A 15,309-nucleotide genomic window follows, 5' to 3' on the forward strand; every position below is an offset into this window, starting at 1 on the left:
GTCTTCGGAGAGGCGGCGCGATCGTGCCGTTCCACCTCCCCGGTTTCGCTCACCATCGCATCGGCGGTGATGGCTCGCCTTGATCCGGATCAAATGGAAGATGCGTCGACGCGACCCCAGCGGGGAAGCTGGACACAAAAAAATGGCGGCCCGAAAGCCGCCATTTTCGTATCCTTGAACCCGTGCCGGATTACAGCGTGCGGGTGATGTGCTCGACGCGGAAGCACTCGATGGTGTCTCCGGCGCGGATGTCTTCGTAGTTTTCGAAGGCCATGCCGCATTCCTGGCCGACCGGTACTTCCGAGACTTCGTCCTTGAAGCGCTTGAGGGTCTTGAGCTTGCCTTCGTGGATGACGACGTTGTCGCGGATGAGGCGCACGCCGGCACCGCGTTCGACCTTGCCCTCGACCACGCGGCAACCTGCAACCTTGCCGACCTTGGTGATGTTGAACACCTCCAGGATTTCGGCATTGCCGAGGAAGGTTTCGCGACGTTCCGGCGAAAGCAGGCCCGACATCGCCGACTTCACGTCATCCACCAGATCGTAGATGATGTTGTAGTAGCGGATCTCGATACCACCACGCTCGGCGGCCGTGCGGGCCTGGGCGTTGGCGCGGACGTTGAAGCCGATGATCGCGGCATCGGATGCCTCGGCAAGCGAGATATCCGACTCGGTGATCGCACCGGCGCCCGAATGAACGATGCGGGCACGCACCTCGTCGTTGCCAAGCTTTTCGAGCGCGCCGGCAATGGCTTCGATCGAGCCCTGCACGTCGCCCTTGATGACCAGCGGGAACTCCTTGAGACCGGTGTTCTGCAGCTGGCTCATCATCTGCTCGAGCGAGCCGCGCTGGCCCGTTGCACGGGCTACGGCCTTATCGCGGGCCAGACGCTGGCGATATTCGGAGACTTCGCGGGCGCGGCTTTCGTTTTCGACGACGGCGAAGCGGTCACCGGCAGCAGGCGTGCCCGACAGGCCGAGAACCTCGACCGGCATGGACGGACCGGCTTCCTTGACGTGTTCGCCACGGTCGTTGACGAGGGCGCGAACGCGGCCCCACTGATCGCCGGCAACGATGATCTGGCCGGGCTTCAGCGTGCCCTTCTGGATCAGCACGGTTGCGACGGCACCGCGGCCGCGATCGAGCTGGGCCTCGATGACCGTACCTTCGGCGGTGCGGCTCGCATCGGCCTTGAGGTCGAGGATTTCGGCCTGCAGCAGCACGGCTTCGAGCAGCTTGTCGAGGTTGACGCGGTTCTTGGCCGAAACTTCGACGTCGAGCACTTCACCGCCCATGGTTTCGACGAAGACGTCGTGCTGGAGCAGCTGGTTGCGGACCTTCTGCGGATCGGCCTCGTGCTTGTCGATCTTGTTGATCGCCACGATGATCGGAACGCCGGCAGCCTTGGCGTGATTGATGGATTCGATCGTCTGCGGCATGACGCTGTCGTCAGCGGCAACCACGAGGATCGCGATATCTGTCGCCTGGGCACCACGGGCACGCATCGCCGTGAAGGCGGCGTGGCCGGGGGTGTCGATGAAGGTGATCTTGTGGCCGTTGTGCTCGACCTGATAGGCGCCGATATGCTGGGTGATGCCACCGGCTTCGCCCGAGACGACGTTGGTCTTGCGGATCGCATCCAGAAGCGAGGTCTTGCCGTGGTCGACGTGACCCATGATCGTGACGATCGGCGGACGCGGCTGCATTTCGCCTTCGTCATCCTTCACGTCGAAGATGCCTTCTTCAACGTCGGACTCGGAGACGCGCTTGACCGTGTGGCCGAATTCGACGGCGATCAGTTCAGCCAGATCGGCGTCGATGACGTCGCCCGGCTTCATCATCTGGCCTTCCTTCATCAGGAACTTGATGACATCGACGGCGCGTTCGGACATGCGCTGCGACAGTTCCTGGATGGTAATGGTTTCCGGAAGGATCACTTCGCGCATAACCTTTTCGCGGGTTTCCTGCATCTGGCTGCGGCGGAACTTCTCCTGGCGGCGACGCATCGCAGCCATGGAGCGGCCGCGCGAGCTGCCCTCGTCGTCGAGAGCGGCGGTCAGCGTCAGCTTGCCCTGGCGACGGGCGTCGTCGGCCTTCGGACGAGCCGGAACCTTGGCAGGCTCGGGACGGGTGACCTTGCCACGCGCCGGTGCTGCAGCGCCGCCACGGTTCGGGCGGGCATCGTCGTCTTCGCCGCGACCACGACCGGCAGGGCCTGGCGCGGGGGCAGCGGTGCCGGGACGGGCTGTCTGCGGACGCGACGCCGGGGCGTCGCTACGGCGAGCAACGACCGCAGGTGCGGCAGCGGCCTGCTCGGCAGCGGCCTTTGCGTCTTCGGCGGCTTTCGCTTCCGCAGCAGCCTTGGCTTCGGCGGCAGCCTTTTCGGCTTCGCGCTCGGCGGCAGGGCGTGCGGCCTCGATGGCGGCGAGGCGAGCGGCCTCTTCCTGCTCGGCCTTCAGGCGAGCGGCTTCCTCGGCGGCGCGGCGCGCTTCTTCAGCGGCACGAGCCTTGGCTTCCTCGGCGTCGCGGATCTGGGCTTCGGCCAGCGCGCGACGGCGAGCATCGATCTCACCGGCGGAAAGCTGGTTGAGCACGACGCCTGTGCGCGGACGATTGTTGTCGGGCCGCTGCTGCTGGCTCGGGGCCGGGCGCTGCGGCTGCTGGACGGGAGCCGGACGCGGCTCGGGCGCACGCGCGACCGGGGTGATCGGCGTCACCGGCTTTTCATCTTCCGGGCGATGCGGGCGGCGTTTGCGGGTTTCCACGACGACAGCCTTGGTCCGGCCGCGCCCCATGTCCTGGCGGACCGTTCCCTGGTTGACGCCCGAGGGGCGCAGGGTCAGCGTCTTCTTGCCGAATGTCTTGTCGTCGTTGTTGTCGGTCATTCCGTTCCGTTCCTAAGATCAGGGCCGGATGCGTATCACCAGACCCCGTCGTTCGATTGACTTGCGTTCGCGATGGCTCCGGTCTCGGCCGGTGACCCGCGTCATGATCTCGTCTGGCGCGCGTCGCCAGCGGCTCGGGCAGGGACGGTTCCCCGGTATCGTTCGAGCATGTTTGCGCGCTTCACTACACCTTCACCCGCCTGCCCTGCAAGCGCGCAGGCATGGATAAAAGCATTACTTGCCAAAAGCCCCTCCATTTCCGCCTCCGTATGGAAGCGGAACGAGGGTATTTCCTGTCCGTCTTCGGCGACAAAGCTCATCGCCTTGCGCGCCTGGTCTATTTTTCGCACCCCGTCCGCTGCGGCATCCACCGCATGGAAGGTTGCGATTGCAGCCAGACCGCGCACGGCCTGCTCCACTTTCGCAGCCCCGGTGACGAACTGGGCCGCCTTGCGCGCCATGTTCATCATGCCGAAGAGCTGGGCCGACAAAAGCTGGTCCACCTCGTCGGCAAGCTCCGGGCCTGCCACTACGTCCGCTTTCAAGGCCCGCGCAAAAAGCTTGCGCGCGATCGCCTTTTCCAGAACCGGACGCTCGGCCTTCACCCAGCAGCCGCGGCCGGGAAGCTTTCGCTTCAAATCCGGAACCACGCGGCCGTCGGGGGCTGCAACGAACCGGATAAGATTATCCGGGTCGCCTGTCTCGCGGGTGACGATGCACATGCGGCCATTGACCGGAGCGTCGTCATCATCCCCCTCGGGGGTGTTATTCTCTGCCTGCATCACCGATCAGAAAGACGCCGCTCAGGCGTCTTCCTCGGCGCCTTCGACAACTTCTTCAAGAGCAGCCTCTTCGCGGGCGAGATCCTCTTCGGTGATCCAGCCGGCAGCGAGACGCGCCTGCAGAACCATGCGCTCGGCTTCGGTACGCGAAACCTCGAACTTGGAGAACAGGCCTTCGAAACGCTTGGTCTCGCCGTTCTTGCGTTCCGACCAGCCGACCAGATCGTCGGCAGCGCAGCCTGCAAAGTCTTCCATGGTCTTGATGCCGTCTTCGCCGAGCGCAACCAGCATCTGGCCGGTCATGCCGTCGATCGAGCGCAGTTCGTCGGCAACGCCGAGTTCCTTGCGCTTGACGTCCATCTCGGCCTCGATCTTCTCCAGATATTCGCGGGCGCGGGTCTGGAGTTCGTTTGCCGTTTCCTCGTCGAAGCCGTCGATCGAAGCGATTTCGTCGAGATCGACATAGGCAAGCTCTTCGACGGCCGCGAAGCCTTCCGAAGCCAGAACCTGGCCGACCATCTCGTCGACGTCGAGCGCTTCCATGAAGAGAGCGGTGCGTTCGTTGAATTCCTTCTGACGGCGTTCCGATTCCTCGGCTTCCGTCATGATGTCGATATCCCAGCCGGTGAGCTGCGAGGCCAGGCGAACGTTCTGGCCGCGGCGACCGATGGCGAGCGACAGCTGCTCGTCCGGAACGACCACTTCGATGCGTTCCGCATCCTCGTCGAGAACGACCTTGGCGACTTCAGCCGGCTGCAGCGCGTTGACGATGAACGACGCCGGGTCCTGGGACCACGGAATGATGTCGATCTTTTCGCCCTGCAGCTCGCCGACAACGGCCTGAACGCGCGAACCGCGCATACCGACGCAGGCGCCGACCGGATCGATCGAGCTGTCGTTCGAGATGACGGCGATCTTGGCGCGCGAACCCGGATCGCGGGCAACCGAGCGGATCTGGATGATGCCGTCGTAGATTTCCGGCACTTCCATGGTGAACAGCTTCACCATGAACTGCGGATGGGTACGCGACAAGAAAATCTGCGGGCCGCGCTGTTCGCGACGGACATCGTAGACGTAGGCGCGGACGCGATCGCCATAGCGCATGTTTTCGCGCGGGATCATTTCGTCGCGGCGGATGATGCCTTCGCCACGGCCGAGATCGACGATGACGTTGCCGTATTCGACGCGCTTGACCGTGCCGTTGACGATTTCGCCGATGCGATCCTTGAACTCGTCGAACTGGCGGTCACGTTCGGCTTCGCGAACCTTCTGGACGATGACCTGCTTGGCCGACTGGGCGGCGATGCGGCCGAAATCCATCGGCGGCAGCGGATCGGCGATGAAATCGCCAAGCTTGGCATCCGGGTTGCGGTCGCGGGCCAGTTCGAGCGGGATCTGCGTCGAGTAGTCCTCGGCGTGCTCGACCACTTCGAGAAGGCGCTGCAGGCGGATTTCGCCGGTCTTGGAATTGATGTCGGCGCGGATGTTGCTTTCCGAACCGTAGCGCGAGCGGGCGGCCTTCTGGATCGCGTCGGCCATGGCGGCCAGAACGATTTCGCGGTCGATGACCTTTTCGCGCGCGACGGCATCCGCGATCTGCAGAAGTTCGAGCCGGTTAGCACTCACTGCCATTTTAAAATCTCCGTCTGATAGGCGGGCCTCGTTCTGAAGGCGTCCGCGCTCTTAAGCTCAGTTGATCGGCGAATCTTCGTCTTCGAAGTTTTCGTTGGCTGCCACGCCTTCTGCGGCCTGGGCAGCCTTGGCCTTCTTGTCGGCCGTCAATGCGTCGCGGATGAGGTCGTCCGTCAGGATCAGCCGTGCTTCGGCAAGGGCCGTGAACGGGATCTTGACGGTGGGCTCTTCGCCATAGGCCGGCTGGTCGCGCTCGATGGTGAAGCCTTCGTCGTCGGTGCCGGTGATCTTGCCGCGGAACCGCTTGCGGTTCTCGACGATAACCGAAGTTTCCACCTTGACCAGATGGCCGGCCCAGCGGCTGAAATCGGACTTGCGCACCATCGGCCGGTCGATGCCCGGCGACGACACTTCCAAATGATACTGCTTGTCGATCGGGTCTTCCACGTCGAGGACCGGCGAGATCGCCGTCGAAATGGCTTCGCAATCCTCGACCGTCATGGTGCCGTCGGTGCGCTCGGCCATGATCTGCAGCGTCGCGCCGTTCTGCGACGACAGGCGCACGCGCACCAGCTGGTAGCCCATGGGCACGAGGACGGGTTCGATGATTTCGGCGACGCGCTGGTCGATGCCGGTCTCGGTGACGAGACGCGGCTCCTGTTCAAATGCGGCCGGCGTGGTGTCGGACAAACGATGCTCTCCCGTGTCATCGGTAATAAAAAAGAGCGGGTCCTGACGGGCCCACTCTTCATCAACCGATCAAGAATTTGAGCGTCATATACGCTTCATTGTCCGCAATTGCAAGGTATGCGTCAAAGACAGGCACGAGAGCCGCCGGATGGCGAGAAATGACCTCACGCCAAAACGCAAAACATGGTTGCCTCGGATGGTGCCTGTTCTATGTTCGCGCAAAGACATGAGAAAGGGGCCTCGCCGTGTCGCCATCGCCGCTCGCGCCGTTCCGGCACGAAACATTCCGCACGATCTGGATCGCCAGCCTTGCCTCGAATTTCGGCGGACTGGTACAGGCCGTCGGTGCGGCGTGGCTGATGACCTCGCTCTCCTCCTCCGCCGACATGGTGGCGCTGGTGCAGGCCTCCACCACGCTGCCGATCATGCTGTTTTCGCTGGTCTCGGGCGCGCTCGCCGATAATTTCGACCGACGCCGCATCATGCTGACGGCGCAGAGCTTCATGCTCGTCGTCTCGATCGGCCTGACGGTGGTTGCCTGGTTCGAGCTTTTGACGCCGTGGACACTGCTGCTTTTCACCTTCCTGATCGGCTGCGGCACGGCGCTCAACAACCCCTCCTGGCAGGCCTCCGTCGGCGACATGGTGCCGCGCGACGACCTGCCGAGTGCGGTGGCGCTGAACAGCATGGGCTTCAACATGACCCGCAGCGTGGGTCCGGCGATCGGCGGTGCGATCGTCGCAGCCGCCGGTGCCGCCGCCGCCTTCGCGGTCAATGCCTTCAGTTATCTGGCGCTGATCTTCGCGCTGGTCCGCTGGCGGCGCGACGAGGCGCTGCCGACATTGCCGCGGGAATCGCTGGGACGGGCGATCTCCGCCGGCCTGCGCTATGTCGCGATGTCGCCGAACATCCTGAAGGTGATGCTCAGGAGCTTCGTCTTCGGTCTCTCGGCCAGCGCCATCCTGGCGCTTTTGCCGCTGGTGGCCCGCGATCTCGTCGCCGGCGGCCCGCTGACCTACGGCATCCTGCTCGGCGCCTTCGGGTTTGGCGCAATCGGCGGGGCGCTGCTGAGCGCGCGGCTGCGCGAGCGCATGTCGAGCGAAATGATCGTGCGGCTCGCCTTTGCCGCCTTTGCCGTTTCCAGCATCGTCACGGCGGTCAGCACCAGCAGCCTGATCACCAGCATCGCGCTGCTCGGCGCCGGCGCCGGCTGGGTGCTGGCGCTGTCGCTGTTCAATACGACGGTGCAGCTTTCCACGCCGCGCTGGGTGGTGGGACGGGCGCTGTCGCTCTATCAGACGACCACTTTCGGCGGCATGGCGGCGGGCAGCTGGCTGTGGGGCGTGACGGCGGAATCCTACGGGGCGGAATTCGCGCTGCTCTGTTCCGCCTCGCTGATGGTCGTCGGCGCGGCCATCGGCTTCTACCTGATCCTGCCGGAATTCAAGGCGCTGAACCTCGATCCGCTCAACCGCTTTTCCGAGCCGCTGCTGCAACTCGACCTCAAGCCGCGCAGCGGGCCGATCGTCATCATGATCGACTACGAGATCGCCGACGAGGACGTGCCGAAATTCCTGACCGCCATGGCCGAACGCCGGCGCATCCGCATCCGCGACGGGGCCGGGCAATGGGGCCTGATGCGCGACCTTGAAAACCCGACCGTCTGGACCGAGACCTATCACGTGCCGACCTGGGTGGAATATGTGCGCCACAACCAGCGCCGAACGCAGGCGGATGCCGCCATCGGCGACGAGATTGCTGCGCTGCACCGGGGTAGCGCCGCACCGCGCGTCCACCGGATGATCGAGCGCCAGACCATCGTTCCCTACGACTACGAACGCTATAAGCAGCAGGTGGACCTGCACCACTAGGACCAACCGCCCTTCAACTCAGGACGGCCGGAGCTGAAGGGCGATCGGTCCTCGGCCACCAATGCGGCAATAAACTCTTGTTGATTCGATGTTGATCGGCCTACCTGCAACGAAAGGTGGTCGGTTGCGTTGACGGCCAACGCCCCTTCGTAGACAGGAGCCTTCCCATGCGCGCATCCCCTCTTTTGTTGACCGCTCTTTCGCTGGCGCTCGCCGGTCCTGCCTTTTCACAATCGGCTGGCGAACCCGTCGAAACGCGGGCGCCGAACGGCAAGGGACAGACGCCCGCCTTCGAAGGCCAGACCCGCGCACCGCAGCCGGTCAAGGCCGTTGCGATCAAAGCGGACGTTATCGCCACGGGCCTGCCGCATCTCTGGGCGATGGAGTTCCTGCCCGACGGGCGCATGCTGGTGACGGCCAAGGACGGCGCGATCCATATCGTCGCGGCAAAACGCGGCGGGATGAAGGAGGTGGAGGGCATTCCCGAGGTGGTTTCAGCTGGTCAGGGTGGGTTGCTGGATGTGGCGCTGGCCCCGGATTTCGAGCAATCCCGCCTGATCTATTTCTCCTTCTCGGAGCCGCGCCAAGATGGCAACGGCACGTCGGTCGCCTCAGCCAGATTGGTGGAAGACGAGGACGGGGCTTCGCTCGGAGAGACCAAGGTGATCTTCCGGCAGATGCCGAGCTATTCCAACTCCAAGCATTTTGGCTCCCGCCTCGCCTTCGGACCGGACAACATGCTCTATGTGACTGTCGGCGAACGTTCCGACCGCAAGACCCGCGTCCATGCGCAGGATTTGTCGAGCGGCTTCGGCAAGGTTTTCCGCATCGATGCCAATGGCAAGGCACCGGCCGACAATCCCTTTGTCGGCAAAAAGGACGCCCAGCCGGAAATCTGGAGCTACGGCCATCGCAACATGCAGGCAGCCGCCATCGACGGAAAAGGGCGGCTCTGGACGGTGGAGCATGGGCCGAAAGGCGGTGACGAGCTGAACCGGCCTGAAGCCGGCAAGAATTACGGCTGGCCGGTGATCACCTACGGCATCGATTACAGCGGCAGGCCGATCGGCGACGGCGTCACCGCCGCCGAAGGCATGGAGCAGCCGGTTTATTATTGGGACCCCGTGATCGGGCCTTCGGGCATGGCGTTCTATAACGGCGATGCCATTCCGGAATGGAAGGATGCCATTCTGATCGGCGGGCTGGTGGCGCAGGGCGTCGTCGTGCTGCACATGGAGGACGACCGGGTGAAATTCGAGGAGCACGTGCCGCTCAATGCCCGCGTTCGCGACGTCAAGGTCGGGCCGGATGGCGCCGTCTATGCCGTGACGGAGGATGGAGACAGCTCGACCATCGTCAGGCTGAGCAAAAGCTGAGAGCGCTTACAGTTTCGCCTTCAGCGACGCATCGGGAAAACACGTTGCGGCCAGCCCGCTCTTCGCCTGCCAGTCGCCGAGCGAGCGGCGGGTCTTGTAGCCGGCGAGGCCATCGGCCTTGCCGACATCGTAACCCTTGGCCTGCAGGCTCTTCTGCATCTTCAGCACATCCGAACGCAGCATCTTGCCGACATCGCCCCAGCTGCCGCGGAACGCTCCACCGCCGGAGGAGATGCGATCAGAGAGATTGCCGATGAACAGCGCGTAGAGATCGGAATTGTTGTATTCCTTGATCACGTAGAAGTTCGGCGTGACGATGAATTCCGGGCCGTGGCGGCCGGCGGGAACCAGCATCATGCCGCTGGCGGACGCTTCCGACGACGGAAAGGCCTTGCCGGAAATTCGGGTGATACCGGTCTTGGCCCACGCGGAAATCGGCTTGGCGAGATCGGGGCCTTCCTGCGCGCAGGAGACGTTTTCCGGTATCGAGACTTCAAAGCCCCAGTCGCGGCCGCGCTGCCAGCCCTTTTTTGAAAGATAATGGGCGATCGAGCCGAGCACATCCGGCACTGACGACCAGATATCGCGCCGGCCGTCGCCATCAAAATCGACGGCAAATTGCAGGAAGCTCGACGGCAGGAACTGCGGCTGGCCCATGGCGCCGGCCCAGGAGCCGCGCATATCCGCCTCGCGCACGTCGCCGCTTTCGAGAATATGCAGGGCGGCGATCAGTTCCTTGCGGAAAAGCTCCGGCCGCGTCGACATGAAGGCCTTGGTGGCGAGCACGTCCATCACCGGATGCGGGATCTTGGCGCGTCCGAAGCCGGATTCGCGGCCCCAGATGGCCAGAACGACGGAGCCCGGAACGCCATAGGCCTTCTCGATACGGCGCAGCGTGGCGGCATGGGTTTTCGCAAGGCTGCGGCCGGTCGCCGCCAGGTCCTGCAGCCGCTTTTCCGAGAAATAGGCGCCGGGCGAGGAGAACTCGGCCTGGCTCTGCTTCTGCTCGCCCGGCGGCTTCGTGCCGGGCGGCACGAGATCGGGCAAGTCCCAGTTGAGCTTCACATCGGCAAAAGCAGCCTTGAAGGCGGCGGCGGAAATGCCGGCCTTCTGAGCTTCCGGCCAAAGGCTCTGCTGCAGCCATTGCCGGAATTGGGCTTCTGTTTCGGCCTTCGAGGCGGCAAGGGCCGGAAGTGGCGTAAGCGCGAGGATCGCGGCGATCACCCAGGAAGCGATGAATTTCATAGGCTTGTCCTTGCCCTCAGCGCCGCCGTCAGCGTGCCCTCGTCCAGATAATCAAGTTCACCGCCGACGGGAACGCCATGGGCCAGCCGGCTGATCTTGATGTCGAAGCCTTCGAGCTGGTCGGTGATGTAATGGGCGGTCGTCGTGCCCTCGACCGTGGCGTTGACGGCGATGATCAGCTCACGCACGCCGCCCTTGGCGATGCGCTCGACAAGGCCGCGGATATTCAGGTCTTCCGGCCCGACGCCATCGAGCGGCGACAGCGTGCCGCCAAGCACATGATAGGCGGTGTTCATCGCCCCTGCCCGCTCCAGCGCCCAGAGATCGGAAACATCCTCGACGACGATGATCACCGAATTGTCGCGGCGGATATCGGTGCAAACGCTACAGGGATCGCTGGTATCGACATTGCCGCAGGTCGAGCAGGTGCAAACCTTGCGATGCGCCTCGGCCATTGCATCGGCGAGCGGACCGAGCAGCTGCTCCTTCTTCTTGACGAGGTGCAGCGCCGCCCGCCGGGCGGAGCGGGGTCCAAGCCCCGGCACCTTCGCCAGGAGCTGGATCAGTTTTTCGATTTCGGGACCGGTGACTCGCTTTGCCATGGGCGGGTTCTACTCCATATCCCCTGGAAACGGAAACACCACGGAGGCTGCCTCGCCCATGAAAATTCTCGCCGTCTGCACCGGCCGCGCCGAACGCCTGCCGGAGAAAAGCTACAAGACCGGGATTTTCAAGCACCCTGTCGATGCCGCCGTGATGGTCGACCGCGAAGGGCTGATCGGCGACGCCATCTGCAATCGCAAGCATCATGGCGGGCCGGACCAGGCGGTTTATTGCATGGGGTCCGCCGATCTCGATTGGTGGTCGCAGGAATTGGGGCGCAGGATCGAACCGGGCATCTTCGGCGAAAACCTCGTTATCGAAGCCGTAGACAGCCGCAGGATCGCCGTCGGCGACCGTTTCGAGACGGAGAGCGTAACCCTGGAAGTCAGCTCCGCCCGCATTCCCTGCGCAACACTTGCCGCACGCATGGGCGATCGCGCTTTTCCGCAGCTGTTCCTCAAGGCCGGACGGCCGGGTTTCTATTGCCGGGTGCTGCGCGAGGGCGCCCTGCAGGTGGGCGATGCGATCACCTACCACGCCTTTGACGGCGCGCCGGTGACCATGCCGGAGCTGCTGAAAAGCTTTGGCCGGAACCTTTCCGATGCCGATCGCGACCGCTATCTGGCGGCGCCGATCAACCAGAAGCTCCGGGCGATGCTGACCGGCTGAGCGTCTTAACCACACGACTTAACCAATAGTTAAGCTTTCGCTTGGGCAAGCCGCGGTCTCGCAGTAGGAAGGGCGGCAATCTGGCAAAGGGGCGGCGCGGCCGCCGGGAGCAGTCTTGATGATCCGCCTGTCCGTCGATCGATGCGCTGTCGCAGCCGCCCTTCTGTTTCTGCTGCTCATGGTGCTACCGGTTGCCTCGGCTCATGCCGCTCCCTGCGATTCAGCCGGCCCCCATGCCGGCGAGATCGCCCGGCTGAAGCGGCAGATCGCCGCCAACCGCAGCTTCGAGGAAAAACACGATTGCGCTGCCGGCGGCGGTTTTGCCTGCCGGGAAATCGCCGGCCGCATCTCGGCTGCCAGCGTCAAGCTGGCGAGCCTTCAGGGCGCCGCGCCGATGTGTGCAGCGCCGGGCAAGGTCGCCGCGACCACCAAGCCCGCACGCGGAAACATTCGTCTTGCCGCCCAGCATACGAAGCTCCCGGCGCGCATGGAAACCCGCTGTGTGCGGCTCTCCGACGGTTATTATTTCCCGACACCGAATTCCGGCTTCAGCACGGCCGGCGATGTAACGTCGCTTGCCGCGCAATGCCGTTTCATCTGCGACGATCCGGCCATGGACGTCTACCGGATCGGCGCGGATCGCGATGCAGATACGATGATTTCACTGACGACGGGCGCTGCCTATGCCGACTTGCCCAATGCCGGCGCCTATCGCGCGGCCGCTGCATCGAAAGCCTGCGACATGAGCCGCTTCTACAAGGCGGCATTGGCGGGGAAACAGGACGTGTCGGTGGAAATGAGCCCTCGGCTCAAGGCCGAGGATGACCCCGAGAGTGTAGCGATGGAAACGTCTATCGAGACGACCGCCGCTACGGAACTGGCACTCTGGAACGATACGCCGCTGCGCGGCACGCGCAGCCTCACGCTCGACCTGCCGAAGAAGATCAGGGTGGTGGGCGCCGTTTATCTGCCGGAAGAATAGGAATTTAGCTGGCTTCCAAGCGGACGGCGAGGTCCCCCTCATCCGGCCCTTCGGGCCACCTTCTCCCCGCGGGGGGAGAAGGGAAAACACCCACTTTCATAGGCAATAGTCCCCGGTTTCGCGCCGGGGACTTTTCATGCTTTCTCAGGCGCGCAGGGTGCCGCCGGTCGATTTCGTCACATTGGCGACGATCTTGGCGGTGAGCGCTTCGAAATCCTCGTCCGTCAGCGTGCGCTCGGCCGGCTGGATGACCACTTCGATGGCGACCGACTTCTTGCCTTCGCCGAGCGAGGCGCCTTCGAAGATGTCGAAGACGGTGACGCCGGTCACCAGCTTACGGTCGGCGCTGGAAGCTGCCTTCAGGATCGCGCCGGCTTCCACCGTGCGGTCGACGACGAAGGCGAAGTCGCGCTTGACGGCCTGGAAAGGCGAAAGCTCCAGCGCCGGCTTGGTGCGGGTCGCCTTCTTCTTCGGTTCGGGCATGGCGTCGACATAGATTTCGAAACCCGCCAAGGCGCCGGAGACATCGAGCGCTTCCAGCGTCTTCGGGTGGAATTCGCCGAAAGTGCCGAGAACGATCTTCGGGCCGAGCTTGATCGTGCCGGAGCGGCCGGGGTGATACCAGGCAGGGCCGCCGGCCTCGAACTGGACATTGCCCATCGGCACGCCGCAGGCTTCCAGAACCGCGATCGCATCGGCCTTGGCGTCGAAGACATCGACCGGCTTGCCGCCGCCCTTGGCCGCATTCGACCAGAGGCGGCCGGCACCGGCAAGCGAGGCCGTGCCGCGGCGGATGCCGCCGGCAACACGGCGCTGGCCGGTTGGCGTATCGTTCTCATAGGTGCCGGACACCTCGAAGATCGCCACGTCGCCAAAGCCCTTGTCGGCATTGCGCTGAGCGGCGGTCAGCAGGCCTGGCAGCAGCGAGGGGCGCATGTCCGACATATCGGCGGCAATCGGGTTTGCCAGCGAAAGCGCCGGGGCGCCGCCGCCGAAAAGCTCGGCCTGGGCCTTGGAGATGAACGACCAGGTGACGGCTTCGAGCATGCCGCGGGCGGCGAGCGCGCGCTTGGCAAGACGGGTGCGGATCTGCAGCGTCGTCAGGATGCGGCCGTTGACAGAGGTATGGCTTTCGATCGGCTGCGGCTTGATGAAGTCGACGCCGTGGATGCGCATGACTTCCTCGACCAGATCGGCCTTGCCGTCGACATCAGGCCGCCAGGACGGAACCGACACCGAGACGCGCTCGCCGGAGCCCTGAACGCCGAAGCCGAGCTTGGAGAGGATCGAGATGCTTTCCTCGGAACTCACGTCCAGACCCGTCAGGCGCTTGACCTCGGAGACCGGGAAATCGACGATCTTCGGCGTGTAGCCGGCATAACCGACGACATCTGCCTTGGCGGCCGTGCCGCCGCAGATGTCGACGATCAGCTGGGTCGCCGCATCGAGGCCCGGAACCATGTATTCCGGATCGACGCCGCGCTCGAAGCGATAGCGGGCATCGGTGATGATGCCGAGACCGCGGCCGCTCTTTGCGATGTTCATCGGGTCCCAGAGCGCCGATTCGATCAGAACGTCGGTCGTGTTCTCGTCGCAGCCGGAATGCTCGCCGCCCATGATGCCGCCGATCGACTCGACGCCCTTCTCGTCGGCGATGACGACGTTAGCCGGCGAAAGAGTGTATTCGCGGGTATCGAGCGCCAGCACCTTCTCGCCTTCGGCGGCGCGGCGGACGGTGAGGTTGCCCTTGACCTTGGCCGCGTCGAAGACGTGCAGCGGACGGCCCTGATCGAAGGTCATGTAGTTGGTGACATCGACCAGCGCGTTGATCGGGCGAAGACCGATGGCGAGCAGGCGCTGCTGCATCCACTTCGGGCTCGGGCCGTTCTTGACGCCGCGCACGAGACGCAGGGCGAAGCCGGGGCAGAGATAGGTGTCGGCGCCGAGATCGAGCTTCACCTTGACCGGCGTCTCGCCTTCGACGGCAAACGTGTTTGCCGGCGCGGCCTTCAGCGTGCCGAGGCCGGAAGCGGCGAGATCGCGGGCGATGCCGCGGATGGATGTGCAGTCCGGACGGTTCGGCGTCAGGTTGATTTCGATCAGCGGATCGTCGAGGCCGACGTAAGCCGCAAAGCTCTGGCCGACCGGTGCATCTTCCGGCAGATCGATGATGCCGTCATGATTGTCGGACATCTGCAGCTCGCGCTCGGAGCACATCATGCCGCGGCTTTCGACGCCGCGGATGGTGCCGACCGAGAGCGTCACGTCGATGCCGGGAACATAGGAGCCTGGAGCGGCAAAGGCACCGACGAGGCCGGCGCGCGCATTCGGCGCGCCGCAGACGACCTGCACCGGCGCGCCTGCGCCGGTATCGACCATCAGCACCTTGAGCTTGTCGGCCTGCGGATGCTTTTCCGCCGAGACGATCTTGGCGATAACGAAGGGCTTGAAGGCGGCCTTGTCATCGACGTCCTCGACTTCGAGCCCGATCGCCGTCAGGCGCTCGCAGATCTGTTCGAGGGTGGCATCCGTTTCCAGATGGTCTTTCAGCCAGGAGAGAGTGAACTTCATT

At 64.2% G+C, this 15,309-nt stretch carries 11 protein-coding genes; 4 read left to right on the forward strand and 7 right to left on the reverse strand.

Annotated features, from left to right (window positions below):
• Positions 1-190: 190 nt before the first annotated feature.
• From infB to rimP, 4 genes are all read right to left on the reverse strand, one after another.
• Complete coding sequence (gene infB / locus ASC86_RS06270) at positions 191-2,887, reverse strand: translation initiation factor IF-2 (protein WP_056317582.1); 2,697 nt, start codon at positions 2,885-2,887, stop codon at positions 191-193.
• 101 nt (positions 2,888-2,988) lie between these two features.
• Complete coding sequence (locus ASC86_RS06275; protein ID WP_056317585.1) at positions 2,989-3,669, reverse strand: RNA-binding protein; 681 nt, start codon at positions 3,667-3,669, stop codon at positions 2,989-2,991.
• Between the two features lie 21 nt (positions 3,670-3,690).
• The gene (gene nusA, locus ASC86_RS06280; protein ID WP_056317587.1) at positions 3,691-5,301 is read right to left on the reverse strand and encodes a transcription termination factor NusA; all 1,611 of its coding nucleotides are present in this window, start codon (positions 5,299-5,301) and stop codon (positions 3,691-3,693) included.
• A 57-nt stretch (positions 5,302-5,358) separates the two neighbouring features.
• Positions 5,359-5,991, reverse strand: a complete 633-nt coding sequence (gene rimP, locus ASC86_RS06285) for a ribosome maturation factor RimP (protein WP_056317590.1) — start codon at positions 5,989-5,991, stop codon at positions 5,359-5,361.
• Positions 5,992-6,236: 245 nt separating this feature from the next.
• Here rimP and ASC86_RS06290 point away from each other — a divergent pair, with 245 nt between their 5' ends.
• Positions 6,237-7,862 carry an MFS transporter gene (locus ASC86_RS06290; protein WP_056317593.1) on the forward strand — a complete coding sequence of 542 codons (1,626 nt, stop codon included), beginning with the start codon at positions 6,237-6,239 and terminating at the stop codon, positions 7,860-7,862.
• Between the two features lie 167 nt (positions 7,863-8,029).
• On the forward strand, positions 8,030-9,238 hold the full coding sequence (locus ASC86_RS06295) for a PQQ-dependent sugar dehydrogenase (protein WP_056317598.1): 1,209 nt from the start codon (positions 8,030-8,032) through the stop codon (positions 9,236-9,238).
• 6 nt (positions 9,239-9,244) lie between these two features.
• On the opposite strand, the gene ASC86_RS06300 is transcribed toward ASC86_RS06295, so the two are convergent.
• Both ASC86_RS06300 and recR read right to left on the reverse strand, forming a co-directional pair.
• The gene (locus ASC86_RS06300; RefSeq protein WP_056317601.1) at positions 9,245-10,483 is read right to left on the reverse strand and encodes a lytic murein transglycosylase; all 1,239 of its coding nucleotides are present in this window, start codon (positions 10,481-10,483) and stop codon (positions 9,245-9,247) included.
• Complete coding sequence (gene recR / locus ASC86_RS06305; RefSeq protein WP_056317604.1) at positions 10,480-11,085, reverse strand: recombination mediator RecR; 606 nt, start codon at positions 11,083-11,085, stop codon at positions 10,480-10,482. Before recR ends, ASC86_RS06300 begins: the two co-directional genes overlap by 4 nt.
• Before the next feature lie 58 nt (positions 11,086-11,143).
• On the opposite strand from recR, the gene ASC86_RS06310 reads away from it, so the two are divergent.
• Both ASC86_RS06310 and ASC86_RS06315 read left to right on the forward strand, forming a co-directional pair.
• Positions 11,144-11,755 carry an MOSC domain-containing protein gene (locus ASC86_RS06310; RefSeq protein WP_056317607.1) on the forward strand — a complete coding sequence of 204 codons (612 nt, stop codon included), beginning with the start codon at positions 11,144-11,146 and terminating at the stop codon, positions 11,753-11,755.
• Between the two features lie 118 nt (positions 11,756-11,873).
• Positions 11,874-12,737: a DUF2865 domain-containing protein gene (locus ASC86_RS06315; RefSeq protein WP_056317610.1), complete on the forward strand. Its 864-nt coding sequence runs from the start codon at positions 11,874-11,876 to the stop codon at positions 12,735-12,737.
• Positions 12,738-12,881: 144 nt separating this feature from the next.
• Here the strand turns inward: ASC86_RS06315 and pheT are convergent, their stop codons facing one another.
• A complete protein-coding gene (gene pheT / locus ASC86_RS06320; protein WP_056317612.1) occupies positions 12,882-15,308 on the reverse strand; it encodes a phenylalanine--tRNA ligase subunit beta in 2,427 nt (808 codons plus the stop codon).
• Between the last annotated feature and the right edge of the window lies 1 nt (position 15,309).

Source organism: Rhizobium sp. Root1212, from assembly GCF_001424985.1.
In the GTDB taxonomy this organism is placed as follows: domain Bacteria; phylum Pseudomonadota; class Alphaproteobacteria; order Rhizobiales; family Rhizobiaceae; genus Pararhizobium.

Coding starts and splice junctions, on each gene's coding strand:
- nusA (WP_056317587.1), bottom strand. CDS start 5,301: ATGGCAGTGAGTGCTAACCGGCTCGAACTTCTGCAGATCGCGGATGCC.
- ASC86_RS06300 (WP_056317601.1), bottom strand. CDS start 10,483: ATGAAATTCATCGCTTCCTGGGTGATCGCCGCGATCCTCGCGCTTACG.
- infB (WP_056317582.1), bottom strand. CDS start 2,887: ATGACCGACAACAACGACGACAAGACATTCGGCAAGAAGACGCTGACC.
- ASC86_RS06295 (WP_056317598.1), top strand. CDS start 8,030: ATGCGCGCATCCCCTCTTTTGTTGACCGCTCTTTCGCTGGCGCTCGCC.
- ASC86_RS06315 (WP_056317610.1), top strand. CDS start 11,874: ATGATCCGCCTGTCCGTCGATCGATGCGCTGTCGCAGCCGCCCTTCTG.
- ASC86_RS06310 (WP_056317607.1), top strand. CDS start 11,144: ATGAAAATTCTCGCCGTCTGCACCGGCCGCGCCGAACGCCTGCCGGAG.
- ASC86_RS06275 (WP_056317585.1), bottom strand. CDS start 3,669: ATGCAGGCAGAGAATAACACCCCCGAGGGGGATGATGACGACGCTCCG.
- pheT (WP_056317612.1), bottom strand. CDS start 15,308: ATGAAGTTCACTCTCTCCTGGCTGAAAGACCATCTGGAAACGGATGCC.
- recR (WP_056317604.1), bottom strand. CDS start 11,085: ATGGCAAAGCGAGTCACCGGTCCCGAAATCGAAAAACTGATCCAGCTC.